At 64.7% G+C, this 19,882-nt stretch carries 15 protein-coding genes and 1 riboswitch; of the genes, 7 read left to right on the top strand and 8 right to left on the bottom strand.

Features of this window, described 5'->3' with window-relative positions:
- Nucleotides 1–410 precede the first annotated feature (410 nt).
- The 7 genes from leuD to ilvC form a co-directional block, all read right to left on the bottom strand.
- On the bottom strand, nucleotides 411–989 hold the full coding sequence (leuD, locus tag LR961_RS15140) for a 3-isopropylmalate dehydratase small subunit (RefSeq protein WP_232150775.1): 579 nt from the start codon (nucleotides 987–989) through the stop codon (nucleotides 411–413).
- Nucleotides 989–2,407 carry a 3-isopropylmalate dehydratase large subunit gene (leuC, locus tag LR961_RS15135; RefSeq protein WP_232150774.1) on the bottom strand — a complete coding sequence of 473 codons (1,419 nt, stop codon included), beginning with the start codon at nucleotides 2,405–2,407 and terminating at the stop codon, nucleotides 989–991. The genes leuD and leuC overlap by 1 nt, the downstream gene beginning before the upstream one ends.
- 37 nt (nucleotides 2,408–2,444) lie before the next feature.
- Complete coding sequence (locus LR961_RS15130) at nucleotides 2,445–4,004, bottom strand: 2-isopropylmalate synthase (protein ID WP_232151162.1); 1,560 nt, start codon at nucleotides 4,002–4,004, stop codon at nucleotides 2,445–2,447.
- Complete coding sequence (locus tag LR961_RS15125) at nucleotides 3,998–5,095, bottom strand: threonine dehydratase (RefSeq protein WP_269670733.1); 1,098 nt, start codon at nucleotides 5,093–5,095, stop codon at nucleotides 3,998–4,000. Before LR961_RS15125 ends, LR961_RS15130 begins: the two co-directional genes overlap by 7 nt.
- A 111-nt stretch (nucleotides 5,096–5,206) precedes the next feature.
- Nucleotides 5,207–5,458 carry an ACT domain-containing protein gene (locus LR961_RS15120; protein ID WP_232150773.1) on the bottom strand — a complete coding sequence of 84 codons (252 nt, stop codon included), beginning with the start codon at nucleotides 5,456–5,458 and terminating at the stop codon, nucleotides 5,207–5,209.
- Nucleotides 5,442–7,169 (bottom strand): acetolactate synthase 2 catalytic subunit, encoded by a 1,728-nt coding sequence (gene ilvG / locus LR961_RS15115; protein WP_232150772.1) that lies wholly within the window; start codon nucleotides 7,167–7,169, stop codon nucleotides 5,442–5,444. The genes LR961_RS15120 and ilvG overlap by 17 nt, the downstream gene beginning before the upstream one ends.
- Before the next feature lie 42 nt (nucleotides 7,170–7,211).
- The gene (ilvC, locus tag LR961_RS15110) at nucleotides 7,212–8,186 is read right to left on the bottom strand and encodes a ketol-acid reductoisomerase (RefSeq protein WP_232150771.1); all 975 of its coding nucleotides are present in this window, start codon (nucleotides 8,184–8,186) and stop codon (nucleotides 7,212–7,214) included.
- Between the two features lie 19 nt (nucleotides 8,187–8,205).
- On the opposite strand from ilvC, the gene LR961_RS15105 reads away from it, so the two are divergent.
- The 3 genes from LR961_RS15105 (at nucleotide 8,206) to ggt (ending at nucleotide 11,500) form a co-directional block, all read left to right on the top strand.
- Nucleotides 8,206–8,478, top strand: a complete 273-nt coding sequence (locus LR961_RS15105) for a hypothetical protein (RefSeq protein ID WP_232150770.1) — start codon at nucleotides 8,206–8,208, stop codon at nucleotides 8,476–8,478.
- 317 nt (nucleotides 8,479–8,795) lie between these two features.
- Entirely contained in the window at nucleotides 8,796–9,647 is an 852-nt protein-coding gene (locus tag LR961_RS15100; RefSeq protein ID WP_232150769.1) for a BTAD domain-containing putative transcriptional regulator, read from the top strand.
- Nucleotides 9,648–9,790: 143 nt separating this feature from the next.
- Entirely contained in the window at nucleotides 9,791–11,500 is a 1,710-nt protein-coding gene (ggt, locus tag LR961_RS15095; RefSeq protein ID WP_232150768.1) for a gamma-glutamyltransferase, read from the top strand.
- A gap of 198 nt (nucleotides 11,501–11,698) precedes the next feature.
- Here the strand turns inward: ggt and LR961_RS15090 are convergent, their stop codons facing one another.
- Entirely contained in the window at nucleotides 11,699–13,279 is a 1,581-nt protein-coding gene (locus LR961_RS15090) for a BCCT family transporter (RefSeq protein ID WP_232150767.1), read from the bottom strand.
- A gap of 223 nt (nucleotides 13,280–13,502) precedes the next feature.
- Nucleotides 13,503–13,604, top strand: a riboswitch (TPP riboswitch).
- 117 nt (nucleotides 13,605–13,721) lie between these two features.
- Between LR961_RS15090 and thiC the strand changes: the two genes are divergently transcribed.
- From thiC to LR961_RS15070, 4 genes are all read left to right on the top strand, one after another.
- Nucleotides 13,722–15,596, top strand: coding sequence for a phosphomethylpyrimidine synthase ThiC (gene thiC / locus LR961_RS15085; RefSeq protein ID WP_232150766.1), 1,875 nt, complete (start codon nucleotides 13,722–13,724; stop codon nucleotides 15,594–15,596).
- Between the two features lie 360 nt (nucleotides 15,597–15,956).
- Nucleotides 15,957–16,538: a DUF4136 domain-containing protein gene (locus LR961_RS15080; protein ID WP_232150765.1), complete on the top strand. Its 582-nt coding sequence runs from the start codon at nucleotides 15,957–15,959 to the stop codon at nucleotides 16,536–16,538.
- Between the two features lie 57 nt (nucleotides 16,539–16,595).
- On the top strand, nucleotides 16,596–17,267 hold the full coding sequence (locus LR961_RS15075) for an ion channel (RefSeq protein ID WP_232150764.1): 672 nt from the start codon (nucleotides 16,596–16,598) through the stop codon (nucleotides 17,265–17,267).
- 249 nt (nucleotides 17,268–17,516) lie between these two features.
- Nucleotides 17,517–19,805: a winged helix-turn-helix domain-containing protein gene (locus LR961_RS15070; protein WP_232150763.1), complete on the top strand. Its 2,289-nt coding sequence runs from the start codon at nucleotides 17,517–17,519 to the stop codon at nucleotides 19,803–19,805.
- The last annotated feature ends 77 nt before the right edge of the window (nucleotides 19,806–19,882 follow it).

Genomic DNA, 19,882 nt, shown 5'->3' with positions numbered 1-19,882 from the left:
CCCTGCCGGCTTCGCCGCCAAAGGGAGGGGCTGTTCTTGAGGCTGCGCGGCATTGCTGCCGGCCGCCGGGTTCTGCTCCCTCACTTTTGCGTAGCAAAGGGGAGGGTTGGGGAAGGGTGAAGTTTGAAGCTACCCCCCTCCCAACCTCTCCCTGCCGGCTTCGCCGCCAAAGGGAGGGGCTGTTCTTGAGGCTGCGCGGCATTGCTGCCGGCCGCCGGGTTCTGCTCCCTCCCTTTTGCGTAGCAAAGGGGAGGGTTGGGGAGGGGTGAGGCTTGAAGCTACCCCCTTCCAACCTCCCCCTGTCGGCTTCGCCGCCAAGGGGAGGGGCTGTTCCTGCGGCGGTGCGACCGTGCTGCCGGCCGCCGCGATCCACTCCCTTGCGCTGCAGGGCGCAGGGAAGGGGCGAATGCTCACGCTGCGCGAGCCGACTCGTATGCTTCGATCTCCGAAACACGCCCCAGCAACCATCCCAGCTGATCCACGCCTTCCAGCAGGCAGGTCTGCGAGAACCCATCCAGCGGGAACGAATACGTCTTGCCGGACGAGGTGCGCAGTTCGCGCGCAGCTACGTCAACAGTCAGTTCGTCGTCCGGGTTCTGCATCAGCGCTTGCACGTCGGCCTCTTCCAGCACGATCGGCAGCAGGCCGTTCTTCAGCGAGTTGCCGCGGAAGATGTCGGCGATCTCGCTGCTGACGATGGCACGCAGACCCAGGTCGGTCAGCGCCCACGGCGCATGCTCGCGCGAAGAACCGCCGCCGAAGTTGCGACCGGCCAGCAGGATCGAACGGCCTGCGTTCTCTTGCTGGTTGAAGGCGAATTCCGGGTTCGGTGAACCATCAGCCTGCCAGCGCCAGTCATTGAAGGCGTTCTTGCCCAGGCCCGCACGTTCGGTGGTGGACAGGAAGCGCGCCGGGATGATCTGGTCGGTGTCGATGTTGGTCTGGCGCAGCACCACGCTGCGCGAGGTCAGGGTACGGAAACCGGCCATCAGGCCACCTCCTTGGCAAACAGTTCACGCGGGTCGGCGACATGGCCGTTCACCGCGGCCCATGCGGCGCTCATCGGCGAGGCCAGCAGTGTGCGCGAGCCCGGGCCTTGGCGGCCTTCAAAATTGCGGTTGCTGGTGCTCACCGCAAGCTGTCCCGGTGCGACCAGGTCGCCGTTCATGGCGATGCACATCGAGCAACCCGGCTCGCGCCATTCGGCACCGGCGGCACGCACGATCTCGTGGATGCCCTCGGCCTCGGCGTCGCGCTTGACGATCTCCGAACCCGGCACCACCAGCATGCGCACGCCATCGGCGACGCGACGCCCGCGCAGCACCTGCGCCACTTCGCGCATGTCGCTCAGGCGGCCGTTGGTGCAGGAACCGACGAACACCACGTCCACCGGCGTGCCGACCAGCGCATGGCCGGCTTCGAACTTCATGTAATCCAGGCCCTTCTGCGCGGCGGCGTCGTTGGCGGCCGGGATCGGCGCATCCACTGCGATCGCGGTGCCCGGGTGCGTGCCCCAGGTCAGGGTCGGGCGGATGTCGGCGGCATCGATATGCACTTCCACATCGAACGGCGCGCCTTCTTCGCTGACCAGCGTCTTCCAGTACGCCACGGCCTTGTCGAAGTCGGCGCCCTTGGGGCCGCGCGGAGTCCTGGCGACCCAGTCGAAGGTGACCTGATCCGGAGCGACCATGCCGGCGCGTGCACCGGCTTCGATGGACATGTTGCACAGGGTCATGCGTTGTTCCATATCCATCGCGCGGATCGCCGAGCCACGGAATTCCAGCACGTGGCCGGTGCCGCCGTTGACGCCGATCACACCGATGATGTGCAGCACCACGTCCTTGGCACCGACGCCCGGCGCCAGCGCACCATCAACGGTGATCGACATGGTCCGGGCCTTGCGTTGCAGCAGGCATTGCGTGGCCAGCACGTGGCCGACTTCGCTGGTGCCGATGCCGAACGCCAGCGCGCCGAACGCACCATGCGTGGAGGTGTGGCTGTCGCCGCAGACGATGGTCATGCCCGGCTGGGTGAAACCCTGTTCCGGGGCGATGACATGGACGATGCCGCGGTTGGCCGAGGCCATGTCGAACAACTCGATGCCGTACTCGGCGCAGTTCTTCGCCAGCATCTCCACCTGTGCCTCGGAGGCCTTGCTGGCGTACGGCAGCTTGCCGTCAGCGCCGGCCGGCAGGGTCGGGGTGGAGTGATCCATCGTCGCCTTGGTGCGATCGGTGCGGCGCGGCTTGAGGCCGCGTTCGCGCAGCTCGGTGAAGGCCTGCGGCGAGGTGACTTCATGGATCAGGTGCAGGTCGATGTACAGCACGGCCGGCGCGCTGTCCGATTCGGGGACGACGACGTGCGCGTCCCACAGCTTGTCATACAGGGTTTTGGGTGCGGAGCTCATTGGTTCTACGTTCCGTTGCCTACGTGGGCCGTCGCGCTCAGGCGCTGACGGCTTCCTGGTTGTTCACACCTTCGCGCTGGCGCAACAAGCGGTTGGTGACATCCAGCCAGGCCAGCGCGCTGGCTTCGATGATGTCACGGCTGGTGCCGGTGCCTTCCAGAACCTCGCCCTCATGGCGCACGCTCAGGTTGGCTTCGCCACGTGCATCGGCGCCGATGCCGACGCTGTGCACGTGATAGCTGTCCAAGGTCAGCTGGATGCCGGTAGCGGCCGACAATGCCGAGAACAGCGCATCGACCGGGCCGTCGCCCTGCGCGGTTTCCGCCACGCGGTTGCCTTCCGGATCGGACAGCTCGACCAGTGCGTTGGCACGGCTGCCGACATCGCTGATGGTCATCGACGCCAGGCGATAACCGTCGCTGCTGGAGGTGCCCTGCATCAGGGTCTGCAGGTCGGCGTCGGTGACCACGCGCTGCTGTTCGCACATGGCCTTGAATTGCTCGAATACCAGCTTCAGTTCTTCCTCTTCCAGCCAGTAGCCCAGCGCCCGCAGGCGCGCCTCAACCGCCGCGCGGCCGCTGTGGCGGCCCAGCACCATCTGCGAGGACTCCCAGCCCACGTCTTCCGGACGCATGATTTCGTAGGTGTTGCGGTTGCGCAGCATGCCGTGCTGGTGGATGCCGGATTCGTGCGCGAACGCATTGGCGCCGACGATGGCCTTGTTGCGCTGGACCGGCATGCCGACCAGGCGCTGTAGCAACTGCGAGGTGGGCACGATGCGCTGGGTGTCGAAGCCGGTGTCGAAGTTGTTGTAGAAGGCATTGCGTACCTTCAGCACCATCGCGATCTCTTCCAACGCGCAGTTGCCGGCGCGCTCGCCGATGCCGTTGATCGAGCCTTCCACCTGGCGTGCACCGCCTTCGATGGCGGCCAGCGAGTTGGCCACGGCCAGGCCCAGGTCGTTGTGGCAGTGGGTGCTGAAGATCACCTTGTCCGCGCCGGCCGCATTGGCGATCACGTGCTGGAACATCGCGCGGATTTCTTCCGGCGTGGTGAAGCCGACGGTGTCGGGCAGGTTGATGGTGCGGGCACCGGCGGCGATGGCGACCTGGGTCACTTCGGTCAGGAAGTCCAGCTCGGTGCGGGTGGCGTCCTCGGCCGAGAACTCGATGTCGTCCAGGTAGCCGCGTGCCAGGGTCACATGCTTGTGCACCGATTCCAGCACCTGTTCCTTGCTCATGCGCAGCTTGTGCTCGCGATGCAGCGGGCTGGTCGACAGGAACACATGCAGACGCGGGCGCGCTGCCGCTTCCAGCGCCTTGACCGAGGTTTCGATGTCGGCGGCCAGGCAGCGCGACAGTACTGCCAGCACCGGGTCACGTACGTCGCGGCCGATCAGTGCCATCGCCTCACGGTCGGATTGGGAACTTGCCGGGAAGCCGGTTTCGATCACGTCCACGCCCAGCTCGGCCAGGGCGCGTGCCATCACCAGCTTCTGCGGTGGGGTCATGCTGCAGCCCGGGGATTGTTCGCCGTCACGCAGAGTCGTGTCGAAGATGGTAATTCGCGGGGTGTTGTTGGTTGGAGTATTCACCAGAGGGTCTCCTCGACAGCGGTAACGGAAATTTGGGGGGATTCGGATTTGAGCGTGCGTGGCGGTGGCGAGTTGGCGCGGCTTCTAAGTCGCTCGCCGCTGCGCCGTCGAGGTTTGCGGGGTGGGCGTGGTCGCACTTCCGACAACAAGGTGGAGAGCACGGTGGCATCGATGTTGCCACCGGACACCACCGCGCATTTGCGCCTGCCGGCCACGCGGCGGCCAGCGGCCAGCGCCAGCGCACCAGCGCCTTCGGCGATGACGTGTTCTTCCAGTGCCAGCCGCACCAGGGTTTCGCGCAGCTCGGCCTCGCGCACGATGACCACATCGTCCAACAGGCTGGCGCACAGGCGGCGGGTGATGAAGCCGGGAATCTTGACCTTGACGCCATCAGCCAGGGTTGGCACCGGATCGATCTCACGCACATCGCCGCGGATCGCACGCGCCATCGAATCGACGCCTTCGACCTGCGCGCCGATGATGCGCACACCCTGCGACTTCAATGCCAATGCCACGCCCGAAGCGAGGCCGCCGCCGCCGATCGGAACGATCACCACGTCCGGTGCATGCGGCGCCAGTTCAATGCCCAGCGTGCCCTGGCCGGCAATCACGTCCGGGTCGTCGAAGGCGGACAGAAAGCGGTACCCGTTCTGCTCGGCCAGGTCGCGGGCGAAGGCATAGGCTTCGTCGTAGCTGTTGCCGTGCTGGCGCACGGTGGCGCCCCAGTGCTGGACGCCGGCAATCTTGGTTTCCGGTGCGCCGTGCGGCATCACCGTGATGGCCTGCACGCCCAGCCGGTGTGATGCCCAGGCTACGCCCTGGGCATGGTTGCCGGCAGAGGCGCAGATCACCGGGCGCTCATCGCCGCGCTCCAGTGCGGCCAGCAGCGCGTTCAACGCGCCGCGCACCTTGTACGAGCCGGTGCGCTGCAGGTTTTCCAGTTTCAGCCAGGTGCCGAAGCGTTCGGCGTAGTGCAGCGGGGTAGGCGGCAGGAAACGGCGCAGGCGTGCCTGCGCGGCCAGCACATCGGCGACGCTGACGTGCAACTCGCCAGCGTGGTCTGCAACGACGACGGGACGGCCACGATCAGGCATGTACGTGGCCATCAACGGATGCAAGCGAACGCCCTGCCGGGATCCGGCCTGGAAGAAGACGCCTCCGTGGGTTGCGGCGGCGTACTACCGGTACGTCGCTTACGTCGCTGCTCATGCGCTGGCACCGGCTACCGGCACGACACTTACCGATTCGCAGTCATAAACCTTTTCCAGCTGGTGGCGCAGGGTTTCCGGCGGGCGGGTGCCGTCGATGTCCATCTGCACGTGCCAGCGGCCGGCATCGTCGACGTTGCGACTGCCGGCGATGTTGCTGAAGGAGAAGCCGCGGCGTTCGACCATGCCGATCACGCGCACCAGCGCGCCTTCGGCAGGCTTCAGCACCAGGTCAAGCCGGTATTGCATTGGAACTCTCCTGCGTTGCCTTGGCGTGGGCGGGGTTGCTGTCCAGCATGGTGCTGTTGGCGTTGTTCGGCGGCACCAGCGGCCAGACGTTGGCGCGCGCATCGATGGACACGTGCAGCAGCATCGGGCCAGGTGCATCGAACAGTTCGGCCAGGCCGTCCTCGACTTCGTTGCGGTGGATGATGCGCTTGGCCTGGATGCCGAACACCTGTGCCAGCGCGACGAAGTCCGGGTTGTCGGACAGGTCGATCTCGCTGTAGCGCTCGGCATGGAACAGCTCCTGCCACTGGCGCACCATGCCCAGCGAAGAGTTGTCCAGCAGCACGATCTTGATCGGCAGCTTGCAGCGGGCGATGGTCACCAGCTCCTGCACGTTCATCATGAAACTGCCGTCGCCAGAGACCAGCACCACGGTGCGGTCCGGGCAGGCGAACTGCGCGCCCATCGCCGCCGGCAGGCCGAAGCCCATCGTGCCCAACGCGCCGGAGGTCAGATGATTGCGCGGGTGGTTGAAGCGGCAATGCTGGGCCACCCACATCTGGTGCTGGCCGACATCGCAGGCAATCACCGTGTCGGCCGGGGCCACTTCGCTCAGGCGCTTGAGCAGGCGCGGTGCGTAGATCTGCTCGCCGGGCGCGTCGTAACGGGCGGTGAACTTTTCACGGTTGGCCGCGCAGCGGGCACGCCAGGCGTTGCAGTGGGCGCGCTCGCTGGCCAGGGCACGCACGCCGTCGCGCACATTGCCCGGCACCGGGATGTCGGCACCACGCAGCTTGGAGATTTCGTAGACATCGGCATCCAGGTGGATGACGCGGGCGAACGGGGCGAACTCGGCCAGCTTGCCGGTGGCGCGGTCGTCGAAGCGGGCGCCGACCACGATCAGCAGATCCGATTCCTGCACCGCCATGTTGGCCGCGCGGGTGCCGTGCATGCCCAGCATGCCCAGGTACTGCGGATGGTTGGCCGGCAGTGCGCCCAGTCCACGCAGGGTCAGCACGGTCGGGATGCCGGTGGCTTCGACGAACTGGCGGAAGTCTTCCACCGCGTCGGCCAGCGCGATGCCGCCGCCGCCGTAGATCACCGGCTTTTCGGCCTGGGCGATGGCGGCCAGTGCCTCGGCCAGCCGTTCGGCGGCCGGTGCCGGCACCGGATCAACCGAGGCCGGCACGTGCTCGGGCAGATGCGAGGCATCGGCCAGCTGCACGTTCTTGGGCAGGTCGATCAGGACCGGGCCGGGACGCCCTTCGCGGGCGAGGCGGAACGCTTCGGACACCACGTTCGGCAATTCATCGACGCTGCGCACCAGCCAGCTGTGTTTGACGATCGGCATGGTCATGCCGAACACATCCAGTTCCTGGAACGCATCGGTGCCCAGCAGCGGCGTGCCGACCTGGCCGGTCAGGCACACCATCGGCACCGAATCGAGCATCGCATCGGCGATGCCGGTGACCAGGTTGGACGCACCCGGGCCGGAGGTGGCCACGCATACGCCTACCTTGCCGCTGGCACGGGCGTAGCCGTTGGCGGCCAGTGCAGCGCCCTGCTCATGGCGTACCAGGATGTGCTTGAGGCTGGAATCCACCAGTGCGTCGTAGAACGGCATGATGGTGCCACCTGGGTAGCCGAACAGCGTTTGCACGCCTTCGGCCTCCAGGGCCTGCGTCAGCCAGCGTGCGCCGTTGCGTGGCGCATCGTGGATGGAAGTGTTCATGCAGCGACCTTTGCGTTGTGCGGGTGGGGGACCGCCGCGTGATTACGCGGTCTGACCTTGCAACCAGACCATCTTGGCGCGCAGTTCCTTGCCGACCTTCTCGATCGGATGCTCCATGTCGGCCTGCTGGAATTTCTTGTAGTTCGGCAGGCCGGCGTCGTACTCGGCTTCCCAGTTCCGGGTGAAGGTGCCGTTCTGGATGTCGGTCAGCACGTCCTTCATGCGGGCCTTGACCGACGCGTCGATCACGCGCGGGCCGCTGACGAAATCGCCGTACTGGGCGGTTTCGGAGATGAACTCCAGCATGCGGGTGATGCCGCCTTCGTAGAACAGGTCCACGATCAGCTTCAGTTCGTGCAGCACTTCGTAGTAGGCGATCTCCGGCTGGTAGCCGGCTTCGACCAGCGTTTCAAAACCGGCCTGCACCAGCGAGGAAGCGCCGCCGCACAGCACGGCCTGCTCGCCGAACAGGTCGGTTTCGGTTTCTTCCTTGAAGGTGGTCTTGATGACGTTGGCGCGGGCGCCGCCCAGGCCGGCCGCATACGCCAGTGCGAACTGCTCGGCCTTGCCGCTGGTGTCCTGGTAGACGGCGTAGATGCACGGCACGCCACGGCCGATTTCGTACTCGCGACGGACCAGCGCACCCGGGCCCTTCGGCGCGACCAGCACCACGTCCAGGTCGGCGCGCGGTTCGATCATGCCGAAGTGCACGTTCAGGCCGTGGGCGAACAGCAGGCAGGCGCCCTGCTTCATGTTCGGGGCCAGCACCTCGTTGTAGAGCTTCTTCTGCACCATGTCCGGGGTCAGCACGGCGACCAGGTCGGCCTCCTTGACCGCTTCGGCCGGCGTCTTGACGGTGAAGCCGTCGGCCTGGGCCTTGACCTCGGTGGGGCCGCCAGCGCGCAGGCCGACAACCACGTCGAAGCCGGATTCACGCAGGTTCAGTGCATGGGCGCGGCCCTGGCTGCCGTAACCGATGACGGCGATTTTGATCTGGGGCAGTTCGTTGGTGCTCATGGTGCTTGGGTTCCTTGCGATGAAGAGAAAACGTGCAGTGAAAAAAAAACGGCCGTCGCGTCAGGACGCGGCGGCCGGCAGGGGCAGGGATAACGCCAGGCACGCAGTCGCGGTGCGCTTGGTGTCGCAGGCGGTGTGTTTCTGTTTGGCGGTATCGGTCGTGAACATGGTTTCAGATGAAATAGAGGCTGGAAACGAAAAACCCCGCACCGGGGTCGGCGCGGGGTCTTTTATCGAATCTGGCTGTTTTTCTGTTACGCGCCAGTTCGCCCCGCACCTGTTGGCTCGGTAATAAGTACGAGTACGAGCAGCGACGCCGCGGCGGAAGCCGGGGTCGAAGACAGGTCAGCGGTGGCGTTGTGGCGATGCAACATGAGGTCGAGATAACCACCAGTGCGATGGGCATGTCAACGCTTGCAGGTGTGATTGTCAGGAAATTCCCTGCAAGCCCCGTCACAGCAGCTTGGTTGCGGTTGAAACATAGCCAAGGGGCTGCCGCAGTCACGCGGGTTTGCGCTGGAAACCGCTGGCTGAGCCTTGCCACACAAGGAATGGGAGGCCGGTGATTGGATCGCGCCGCTTTTGCCGGTTAACCAGATAGGAGCCCTGATGCGCGGGCTCGATCCGGGGGATGTCATGGCGCTTGTGGCGGAAATGGAAGTGATGCGGGCCGGGGAGGTCCGTTGGAATGGTCAGGTCACCGAGCGGGGCCCGGAAGCGCTGGTACAGCTGATGGGCCGCAGCGAGGGGCTGCCGGCGCCGTTGATCTACCGCAAGGCCTGGGCGCTGCTGGGTTACCTGGCGGTGGAATCCGGGCGCATGCACGCGCGCACCAGCCTGGCCGCGCTGTTGTGGCCGGAGCTGGGCGAAACCAGCGCACTGACCAATCTGCGGCAGGTGTTGTGCAATCTCAATCGCTACTGCGTCCAGACATGGGGGCCGGATGTGCTGCGGGTGGAGCGCAGCGCGGTGGGCCTGATGCGCGCACAGCGGCAGTTGTTCGACATCGACCTGCTGGTACACGCGCCGTGCCAGGCGGTGAGGCTGGCCACCGGGCAGCGCAGTTTCCTGGACGGCATGGAAGACATCGCTGGCCCGGACTTCCATGCCTGGCTTGAAACCGCGCGGCAGAACCTGGAAGGGCAACTGATCGGCGCGGCGGAGCGCTGCTGCGATGAATTGCTGGGGGAGCAGCAATGGGAGCGCGCCTTGCAGATGGCGCGCGGGTTGACCCAGCGTGATCCCTGGAACGAGGGACACGCGCGACGCATGATGCGGGCCCATGCAGGCAGTGGCATGCACACAGCCGCACTGAAGGTGTACGAATGCCTGGAAACCCTGCTGCGTGAAGAACTGGGGCTGGATCCGACGCAGGAAACCCAGCAGCTGCAGATGCAGATACATGCCGCTTCGATACCGGCGCCTGCGCGGGTGCTGTACGCCGTACCGGTGACCGTCTAAAAGGCGGCGGTGCGGTCCCGTCCCGCGCGCGACCTGCGCGGGGGAGGCTGCCATGGTGGCCGAAGGGGTGCTGTGCATGGCCGTTGGGCGGCAGCGCAGGTTGGGCTATCGTCCGGGGCTGAGTTCCCAACCGGCGCCACCTCATGCTTCGCAAAACCACGCTGTTGCTCGCGCTTTCCGCCGCCGCGGCCTTGCCGGCGCACGCCGCAGACCGCATCACCGGTCACGAATTTGCCACCCGTTCGGAAGTCATCGCGCCGCACGCGATGGCCGCCACCTCGCAGCCATTGGCCACGCAGATCGCGCTGGATGTGATGAAAGCCGGCGGTTCAGCGGTGGATGCGGCCATCGCCGCCAATGCCGCACTGGGCTTGATGGAGCCCACCGGCAATGGGGTCGGCGGCGACCTGTTCGCCATCGTCTGGGACCCGAAGACCCGGAAGCTGCACGGCTACAACGGTTCCGGACGCTCGCCGCGTTCGCTGACGCTGGCCGAATTCCAGCGTCGCGGCCTGAAGGAAATTCCAGCCACCGGACCATTGCCGGTGTCGGTGCCCGGTGCGGTCGATGGCTGGTTCGCGCTGCACGAGCGCTTCGGCCGCAAGCCGATGGCCGACAACCTGGCGCCGGCCATCCGCTACGCGCGCGAGGGGCATCCGGTGGCCGAGGTGATCGCCTATTACTGGGACCGCTCGGTGCCGCGCCTGTCGCCGCACCCCGGCTTCACGGAGCAGTTCACCATTGATGGCCGCGCGCCGCGCAAGGGCGAGATGTGGCGCAACCCGAACCTGGCCAATACGCTGCAGCAGATCGCCGAGGGTGGTCGTGATGCGTTCTACAAGGGTGACATCGCCCGCACCATCGACAGCTACTTCAAGGCCAATGGCGGCTACCTCCGTTACGAGGACATGGCCACTCATCAGGGCGAGTGGGTCGATCCGGTGAGCAGCAGCTACCGTGGTTATGACGTGTGGGAGCTGCCGCCCAACAGCCAGGGCATCGCCGCGCTGCAGATCCTCAACATCCTGGAAGGCTACGACTTCTCGAAGATTCCGTTCGGTTCGCCCGAGCACGTGCACCTGTTCGTGGAAGCCAAGAAGCTTGCCTTCGCCGACCGCGCACGTTTCTATGCCGATCCGGCGTTCTCGCCGGCACCGGTGCAGCGGCTGATCTCCAAGGACTATGCCGCGCAACGGCGGGCGTTGATCTCCCCGGACAAGGCGTTGAAGGAAGCGCAGCCGGGTACGCCGAAACAACTGGAGCAGGGCGACACCATCTACATGACCGTGGCCGATGCCGACGGGATGATGGTGTCGCTGATCCAGTCCAACTATCGCGGCATGGGCAGCGGCATGGCGCCGCCGGGGCTGGGTTTCATCCTGCAGGACCGTGGCGAGATGTTCGTGCTGCAGAAGGACCATCCCAACGGTTACGCGCCGGGCAAGCGGCCGTTCCAGACCATCATCCCGTCCTTCATCACCAAGGACGGCAAGCCGTACGCCAGCTTCGGCGTGATGGGTGGGGCGATGCAGCCGCAGGGACACGCGCAGATCGTGATGAACCTGGTGGACTTCGGTATGAACCTGCAGGAAGCCGGTGATGCGCCGCGCATCCAGCACGAAGGCTCCACCGAGCCGACCGGGCAGGGCACCGCGATGAGCGATGGCGGCGAGGTCAATCTGGAAACCGGATTCCCGTATGAGACCGTTCGCTCATTGATGCGCAAGGGGCACCGGGTGGTATTTGCCGACGGCCCTTACGGCGGTTATCAGGCGATCCTGCGCGACCCGGAAACCGGCGTGTACTACGGCGCTTCGGAAAGCCGCAAGGATGGGCAGGCGGCCGGGTACTGAAGTACCGGCGTTGCGGGGATTGGGGCAAGAGCGAAAGCACCCCTCCCCAACCCTCCCCTGCGCTGTGCGCAAGGGAGGGGGCTACAAGCACCAGCTGCGCGCTGTTCCACTCCCTCCCTAGCGCACAGCGCAGGGGAGGACTGGGGAGGGGTTGCCGCTGGGTCAGTACAGACACAAGCTCAATCGCAGCCTGCGGACCTACGGCTTGTCCCTGCCTGCCTCTGCAGCTTCCACCCGCGCTTCTTCCTGCGCCGCCTGCTCGCGTTCGATCCATGCCTCAATCAGATGCCGTCCCCGCTGCGCCAGGCGGCGCTGGCGGTTGGACTCTGCGTCCAGTACGCGGTACAGCGACACCATCACCAGCACCATCAGCAACGCGAACGGCAGCGCGGCAATGGTGATCATTCCCTGCAGGGCGTCAAGCCCGCCGGCCAGCAGCAGGACGGCAGCGATGAGTGCGACCGCTACACCCCACACCAGCTTGCGTGGCAGTGACGGATCGCCGGCTTCGTCGGTGGACATGCTTGCGAGCACCAACACCGCCGAGTCGGCGGAGGTGATGAAGAAGATCATCAACAGCAACAGCGCCAGTATCGACAGGAGCAACGAGACCGGCAGGCTGTCGAACATCGTGAACAGGACTGTTTCATAGCCGTTGCTCAATGCCTGGGTCAAATCGACATGGCCGAACAGCTGCGACCACAGCGCGGTTCCACCGAATACGGAGAACCACAGAAAGCCCAGCAGCGTCGGCGCAAGCACAACCCCCACCACGAACTCGCGCACGCTGCGACCGCGTGACACGCGGGCGATAAAGGAACCCACGAACGGTGCCCATGCGATCCACCATGCCCAGTAGAAGATGGTCCAGTCCGCCACCCAGGTGCTATCCGAGAACGGCGACATGCGAAGGCTCATCGTCACCAGTTGGTTGAGGTAGGCACCGAGGGTGGTGGTGAAGATGTCGAAGATGAAGCCGGTGGGGCCAAGTACCAGCAGCATGGCCAGCAATGTGGTGGCCAACCCCAGGTTGAAGTTGGACAGCCACTTGACCCCGCGTTCCACGCCGCTGGCGGTGGATGCCATGTACAGGACGAAGGCAACGCCGATGACGGTCATCTGCAGGGGCACGCCTGCGGTGATGCCGAACACCCGTTGCAGGCCAGCGGCGATCTGGATGGTGCCAAAGCCCAGCGTGGTCGCCACGCCGATGGCTGTCGCCACCACCGCCGTGATGTTCACCAGCTGTCCGAACCAGCCACGGTGGTAGCGGCCGATCACCGGCTGCAGCATGTCGCTGATCAGGCCGCGGCCGTTGCGGTTGTACTGGAACCACGCCATGGCCAGGCCGATCAGCGCGTAGATCGCCCAGGGATGCAGGCCCCAGTGGAAGAAGGCATAGCGCATCGAGGCGCGTGCGGCGTCCATACTCTGCGGCGGCAGGCCCTCTGGGGGCGTGACGAAATGGGAGATTGGCTCGGCTGCACCCCAGAACACCAGCCCGATTCCCATGCCGGCGGCAAACAGCATCGACAGCCAGCTGGCCCTGGAAAAGTCCGGCTCGGCGTCCTCGCCGCCGATGCGCAGGTTGCCGAAACGGCCGAACGCCAGGTACAGCAGGAAAGTCAGGGTCAGGAATACGATCAGCAGGTACAGCCAACCGGCGCCACGCACGACTTCGACCAGCGCGGTCTGCACCACGTCGTTGAAAGGGCCGGGCGCGATGCCGGCCAGAACCACCAGTACGGCGACCAGCGCGATGGAAACACGAAACACCATGGAGGAGCTTCTCCGATCAAGAGGGGATTGAGGGGAGCGAGCCTGGGCTTGCAGGACAACCGGCGTGCACGTTGGCAACCAGCCGGGAAAGGGGAGCGGCAGGCGCCGCAAGGCAGTCATCGGAACGACGAGCGGTGAAATGTTACTGAACGCGGCGTCATGATTCTGTTAGTCCAGCTGCCGCAACGCGCCACGCCAGCGCCATCGCTTTGTGGTCTAATGCCGCCCGAAGCGGGGGTACCGCGGCCACTGGGCCACGGTTGAGACATACCCTTCGAACCTGATCCGGCTCATACCGGCGTAGGGAAGCTTCGTGTACCAACGGTGGATGTGCCCGTGATGGGCCCGGTAGCCGATGGTGTGCGCCTTCGCTTCGTACCACCATGCGACCGCTCGCATGGCCTTCGCACCTCAAGGTGTGGATTGACCAGGACGAATGCCGATGAACGCACAGCCCAGCCTGCAGCAGCAGGCCCAGCAACTCTCCGAATCCGTGACCCGGCCGATTCCCGGCTCACGCAAGATCTTCGTGCCCGGTTCGCGCGCCGACCTGCAGGTGCCGATGCGCGAGATCGCGCTGACCCGCACGCCGACATTGTTCGGTGGTGAGGAGAATCATCCTGTCACCGTTTACGACACCTCCGGCCCGTATACCGATCCACAGGCCAATATCGATCTGGCTGCGGGACTGGCGCCGTTGCGCGCGCGCTGGATCGAGGAACGTGGCGATACCGAACAACTGGCTGGCTTGAGCTCGGCGTTCGGGCGCTCACGCGAAGGCAACGCAAAGCTCGATGCGGTGCGTTTCCCCGGCCGCGTGCTGCCACGTCGCGCGATCGGCGGGGCCAACGTCACCCAGATGCATTACGCGCGCCGTGGCATCGTCACTCCGGAAATGGAATACGTGGCCATCCGCGAGAACCAGCGTCTGGACGCGGTGCGCGATGCCGGCCTGCTCGCACAGCATCCGGGGCAGAGCTTCGGTGCCAACATCCAGAAGTTCATCACCCCGGAATTCGTGCGCGATGAAATCGCGCGTGGTCGCGCGGTGTTGCCCAACAACATCAACCATCCGGAAAGCGAGCCGATGATCATCGGCCGCAACTTCCTGACCAAGATCAACGCCAACATCGGCAACAGCGCCGTGTCCTCCGGCATTGCCGAGGAAGTGGAAAAGCTGGTGTGGGCGATCCGCTGGGGTGGCGACACCGTGATGGACCTTTCCACCGGCAAGCACATCCATGAAACGCGCGAGTGGATCATCCGCAACTCGCCGGTGCCGATCGGCACGGTGCCGATCTACCAGGCGCTGGAGAAAGTGGATGGCCGCGCCGAGGAACTGAACTGGGAGATCTTCCGCGACACGCTGATCGAACAGGCCGAGCAGGGCGTGGACTACTTCACCATCCACGCCGGTGTGCTGCTGCGCCATGTGCCGCTCACCGCCAAGCGCGTGACCGGCATCGTGTCGCGCGGTGGTTCGATCATGGCCAAGTGGTGCTTGGCGCACCACAAGGAGAATTTCCTCTACACGCACTTCGAGGACATCTGCGAGATCATGAAGGCCTACGACGTGTCCTTCAGCCTCGGCGATGGACTGCGTCCGGGCTGCATCGCCGATGCCAACGATGCCGCGCAGTTCGGCGAACTGGAAGCCCTTGGCGAGTTGACCAGGATCGCTTGGAAGCACGATGTGCAGACCATCATCGAAGGTCCGGGCCATGTGCCGATGCAGCTGATCAAGGAGAACATGGAGAAGCAGCTGCACGAGTGCGGTGAAGCGCCGTTCTACACACTGGGTCCGCTGACCACCGATATCGCGCCGGGTTACGACCACATCACCAGCGCCATCGGTGCGGCGATGATCGGCTGGTACGGCACGGCGATGCTCTGCTACGTGACGCCGAAGGAGCATCTCGGCCTGCCCAATCGCCAGGATGTGCGTGACGGCATCATGGCCTACAAGATCGCCGCGCACGCGGCCGACCTGGCCAAGGGCCATCCGGGCGCGCAGGTGCGTGACAACGCCTTGTCCAAGGCGCGCTTCGAGTTTCGCTGGGAAGACCAGTTCCACCTCGGCCTGGATCCGGAAAAGGCCAAGGAATTCCACGACGAAACCCTGCCCAAGGACGCCCACAAGCTGGCCCACTTCTGTTCGATGTGCGGCCCGCATTTCTGCTCGATGAAGATCACCCAGGACGTGCGTGATTATGCCGCCGAACAGGGCGTGGACGAGGCGCGCGCGCTGGAAGCGGGCATGGCCGAGAAGTCGGCGCAGTTCCGCGAGCAGGGCGCGGAGGTCTATCGGGTCGAGTGACTGCGGACGGAAGCGGGCATCCCAACGACGGATGTCCGCTATCCGCATGGCCCCGCGTTGCGGGAGCGGCTTCAGCCGCGAAGCCATCAATCTTCCAGGCGACAGGAGAATCGGATCCAGGCACAGCCCCTCGCTTGTATAGGAGCGGCGTAAGCCGCGAAGCTGGGAGCGCTGACGTGAGCCCAGGGGTCTGCAATTGCAGCGAGTGCGCTGCCGAAGCCTTCGCTGGCTTCGCGGCTTATGCCGCTCCTGCAGAAGAGCAGGGGCGGCACCATCGCACTCCGTCATCCCACCACTCCTACACGCCCGCCAACGCTCCGGCGTGCTAGCGTTTCGACGTCCAAACTGGGGGATGCCGCCATGAAGTTCCGCACTGGGTTCCGGCTTGTCGTTGTGTCCGCGCTGTTGTTGCTGGCTGCCTGCGCAAGCGCGCCGCGTGTCAGCAGCCAGGTTGATCCGTCCGCCGATTTCTCGCGTTACCGCAGCTTCTCGTTCTATACGCCACTGGCGCTGGAGCAGAACGGTTACACCACCATTACCAGCAACCGCATCCGCGCGGCGGTGCGCACGCAGATGCAGGCACGCGGCTATGTCTATGACGAAGCCAATCCGGACCTGTGGGTGAACCTCAACGCTTACCTGCAGGACAAGACCCGCGTCACCAGCATGCCGGAAGTGGATTACGACTATTACTACAGCTACCGCGCACGTGGTTACGTCGCGGTGCCGTACTGGCGCGACCGCACCGATGTGCACCAGTACACCGAAGGCACGCTCAACGTCGACTTGGTGGACGTGCGTCGCAAGCAGCTGGTGTGGGAGGGCGTGGCGGTGGGCACGGTCGGGCGTTCGGACGCGCAGCGCCGCGGTGAGCAGATCGATGCGGCGGTGGCGAAAATCTTCGAGGCCTATCCGTACTTCGCGCCCGGTGTCGCCCGCTGATACGGGACGGGGAATGTCATTGCCTCAGTGGCTGACGATCGGGGAGGCGCGTTGCGCATGTATCCGCACTTGAGATGGCTGGTGCTTGCACGCAAACATCCGTCGGCGTGGTTGCTGGGTGTGCAGCTGCTGGGAATATTGGTGTACCCGAAGATGGAGGACATGCCGGCCGGCCAGGCGTTGTTCGGCGCGTTCGGGATGATCGTGCTGGGCTTGTCGGTGTGGGTGGTGCGACGCAGCCCGCTGGGGATGTGGCTGGCGCTGGTGCTGGCGATTCCGGCGCTGGTCTTTTCGATCAGTGGCGCACTGCTGTTGCAGCCATCGCTGACCACCGCCGCACAGGTGTTCGAGTGCCTGTTGTACTTCTACACGGCCTGGAGCCTGATCGCGTACATGCTCCAGGACCACAAGGTCACCAGCGATGAATTGTTCGCCGCCGGGGCGACGTTCACCTTGTTGGCGTGGGGATTTGCTTTCGCCTATTCAGTCTGCCAGCAGTTGTATCCGGCCAGTTTCGTGGCCACCAGCACGGGCGATTTCAGAAGCTGGATGGAGTTGCTTTATCTGAGCTTCAGCTTGTTGTCGGGGGTTGGACTCAGTGACGTGGTGCCGGTGCATCCACAGGCACGTGCATTGGTCATGCTGGAGCAGTTTGCAGGCGTGATGTACGTGGCTTTGGTGGTTTCGCGACTGGTTGGGCTGACCTTGTACAAGGCGTCAAAAAGCTGAACCGCAGATAAAAAAATCGCGCCAGGCGGCGCGAATCATGCAGCTTTTTATGTGAATTCCGTCGGCGAGAGAGAGCCTGATGTCTTCCAGTGTGGGTACACCGGCAACATCGATAGAGTAATATTCATTCCAGCTGAAACATTTGCGCTTCGCGTTGGGCGGCTTTGCTCGATTTGGCGATTGGATGTTTTATTTGCACCGCACGGACGTGGTGATTTTGTTCCTGGGCAATTTCCTCTTCCGATCGCGATGGTAGTGACAATCGACAACGAAAAGCCGGGAAGTGATCGGCTTCGCATCGGGCAGTGCGTGGTGGTGCTTTCTTCGCGTGAGGTTCGCCGCGTTGATGGCACCGGCAAGGTGCAGCGGCTTACCCCCAAGAGCGTGGGCGTGTTGCTTGCATTGGTCGGCAACGCTGGCCAGGTTGTCACCCGTGATGAGTTGTTTGCTGAAGTCTGGCCGGACACCATGCCGACCAACGACGTACTCACCCAGGCCGTCACCCAGCTGCGCAAGGCGTTTGCCGCCGCCGATCCGGACAGTGACGGCACCACGTATATCGAAACCATCGCCAAGACCGGCTACCGCTTGTTGGCTGCAGTGCAGTGGGAGACTGACGCCGGTGCCGCGCCTGAGGCCGGTACATCGTCTTCATCAGACGCCGATGAAGCACCCGCTGCGCAGCACGAGAGCGCGGCATCGCGTTCGTCGCGTCGCCGTGCGCGGCGTTATGCGTTCCTCGCGTTGGGGCTGCTGTTGCTGTCCAGTACCGTGGTGATGGCGTGGCTGTTGTGGATGAGTGGCGATGCAGTGCCACATGCGACAACAGCCAAAACCGGTGCAAGCAGTTCGCGCGTGCTCGGTAGCCCCGAGCGCCCGTATCGGTTGATTACTTCCACGGCAGCGTTTGAAACCCATCCGGCGCTGTCGCCGGACGGTGCGTTGGTGGTGTTTGCCAAGGAAGAGGAAGGCCGCTCCACCTTGTGGGTGCAGAGCACGGCCAATGCGGCGCCAACCCGTCTGGTGGAAACGCCGGACGATGCGTCCGATCGTTTCCCGGTGTGGTCGCCGGACGGGCGGCAGATCGCGTTCGCGCGTTTCCTGCCGCATCGTGGTTGCGAGGTGCTGGTGGTATCGGCAACCGGTCAGGGTGCGCGCCGTGCGACCCGTTGTGATGGCACCGAGATGTTGAGTTTCGACTGGTCGCCGGACGGGCGCAGCCTGTTGTTTGGTTCGATGACCGGAACTTACGCCAGTCGTGGCATCCGCCTGCTGGAGTTGGAGTCGGGGCGTTGGTCTTCGTTGTCCTATGACGTGGGTGGCGATGATTTCGACTACGCACCACGCTACTCGCCGGATGGGCAGAAGATCGGCTTCGTGCGCAATCCGCAGGTGGGCGATCTGTGGATGATGGACGCCGATGGCAGCAAGGCGACGCGCTTGACCAATGATGCGGCGGAGATTCGCGGTTGGGGCTGGTTGAGCGTTGACGAGATGGTGTTCGCGCGTGGCGTGGACAGCGAATCGCGGTTGTATCGGCTGGACGTGGCCACGCGGCTGCTGCGCGACATGGGCGTGGACGATGCGCAGAGCCCCGCCGTCGCACGGCATGGCGGCATGATTGCGTTCATGCGCAACCAGCCGCAGTTCGCGTTGTTCCGGATCCCCTTGGGCAAGCCCGGTGGCGAGCGCCAGCGTTTGTTTGCCTCGTCCGGCCGTGATGGGCAGCCGATGATCTCGCCGGACGGCGAGCGACTGGCGTTCACGTCCGACCGCTCAGGCAATTTCGCGTTGTGGTCCGGGCGTCTGTCCGATCCGGATTCGTTGCAGGTGATCGAAGGCCTGCGACCGGAGGCGCGGCAGCCGATGGACTGGTCGGGGGATGGGCGCAGCCTGCTGGTGATCGGCCGCGATGAGCAAGGTGCGCCAGGCATCTACGAAGTGACTCCCGAAGATGGCCATTGGAAGAAGTTGCCCAGTACCGGACGCGAACCATTGCAGGCGCTCTACGGGCCACAGCCGAATACCGTGCTGGTGGTGGAGCGTGATGATGCCGAGCGCATGCAGCTGACGTTGTTCGACCGCAGCCAGTCGCCGTGGAAACCTCTGGCATCGGTCGAAGGCGTGTCACAGGCGCGGCTGGATCGGGTGGGCCAGAGGGTGTTGTTCACGCGGCTGGCTGATGCAGGGTTGTGGCAGATCGATCCGGGTCTGGCGCCGGGCAGCGTGAAGGCCTTGAATCCGGAACTGCCGACCCGCTGGCGCTATCGCACCTGGGCCCTGGCTGCCGATGGCACCGTGGGCTACCTGCACATCGGCAAGGGCTGCGCCAGCCAGTTCAGTTCGCTGGTTCACAATCGTGCCGCGCAATGCCTGGATGCCGAGCGTGCCAGTTCCAGCAATGGCTTGAGCCTGGCGCCGGATGGCAGTGCGGTTTTCGTTGCGCTGGCAATTGCTGACGGTGGCGATATCGGTGTGATGCGACTGCCCAAGCGTGCGCCCCGGCGCATCATGGGCGTGGCCAAGTGGTTCTCCTGATTAGGAAAAGTGCTTTCGTGGTTCTTTCGTAACGGCTTTCCGGAATCTTTCGGAGCAATCTCGCAGGATCTTCCTGA

Origin of the sequence: Stenotrophomonas sp. SY1, from assembly GCF_021202945.1 — a bacterium.
Lineage (GTDB): Bacteria > Pseudomonadota > Gammaproteobacteria > Xanthomonadales > Xanthomonadaceae > Stenotrophomonas.
The sequence above is the reverse complement of the archived record's forward strand: the minus strand, read 5'-3'. Positions and strand labels throughout refer to the sequence as shown.

Coding starts and splice junctions, on each gene's coding strand:
- leuD (WP_232150775.1), bottom strand. CDS start 989: ATGGCCGGTTTCCGTACCCTGACCTCGCGCAGCGTGGTGCTGCGCCAG.
- leuC (WP_232150774.1), bottom strand. CDS start 2,407: ATGAGCTCCGCACCCAAAACCCTGTATGACAAGCTGTGGGACGCGCAC.
- LR961_RS15125 (WP_269670733.1), bottom strand. CDS start 5,095: ATGCCTGATCGTGGCCGTCCCGTCGTCGTTGCAGACCACGCTGGCGAG.
- LR961_RS15120 (WP_232150773.1), bottom strand. CDS start 5,458: ATGCAATACCGGCTTGACCTGGTGCTGAAGCCTGCCGAAGGCGCGCTG.
- ilvG (WP_232150772.1), bottom strand. CDS start 7,169: ATGAACACTTCCATCCACGATGCGCCACGCAACGGCGCACGCTGGCTG.
- ilvC (WP_232150771.1), bottom strand. CDS start 8,186: ATGAGCACCAACGAACTGCCCCAGATCAAAATCGCCGTCATCGGTTAC.
- LR961_RS15105 (WP_232150770.1), top strand. CDS start 8,206: ATGAAGAGAAAACGTGCAGTGAAAAAAAAACGGCCGTCGCGTCAGGAC.
- LR961_RS15100 (WP_232150769.1), top strand. CDS start 8,796: ATGCGCGGGCTCGATCCGGGGGATGTCATGGCGCTTGTGGCGGAAATG.
- ggt (WP_232150768.1), top strand. CDS start 9,791: ATGCTTCGCAAAACCACGCTGTTGCTCGCGCTTTCCGCCGCCGCGGCC.
- LR961_RS15090 (WP_232150767.1), bottom strand. CDS start 13,279: ATGGTGTTTCGTGTTTCCATCGCGCTGGTCGCCGTACTGGTGGTTCTG.
- thiC (WP_232150766.1), top strand. CDS start 13,722: ATGAACGCACAGCCCAGCCTGCAGCAGCAGGCCCAGCAACTCTCCGAA.
- LR961_RS15080 (WP_232150765.1), top strand. CDS start 15,957: ATGAAGTTCCGCACTGGGTTCCGGCTTGTCGTTGTGTCCGCGCTGTTG.
- LR961_RS15075 (WP_232150764.1), top strand. CDS start 16,596: ATGTATCCGCACTTGAGATGGCTGGTGCTTGCACGCAAACATCCGTCG.
- LR961_RS15070 (WP_232150763.1), top strand. CDS start 17,517: ATGGTAGTGACAATCGACAACGAAAAGCCGGGAAGTGATCGGCTTCGC.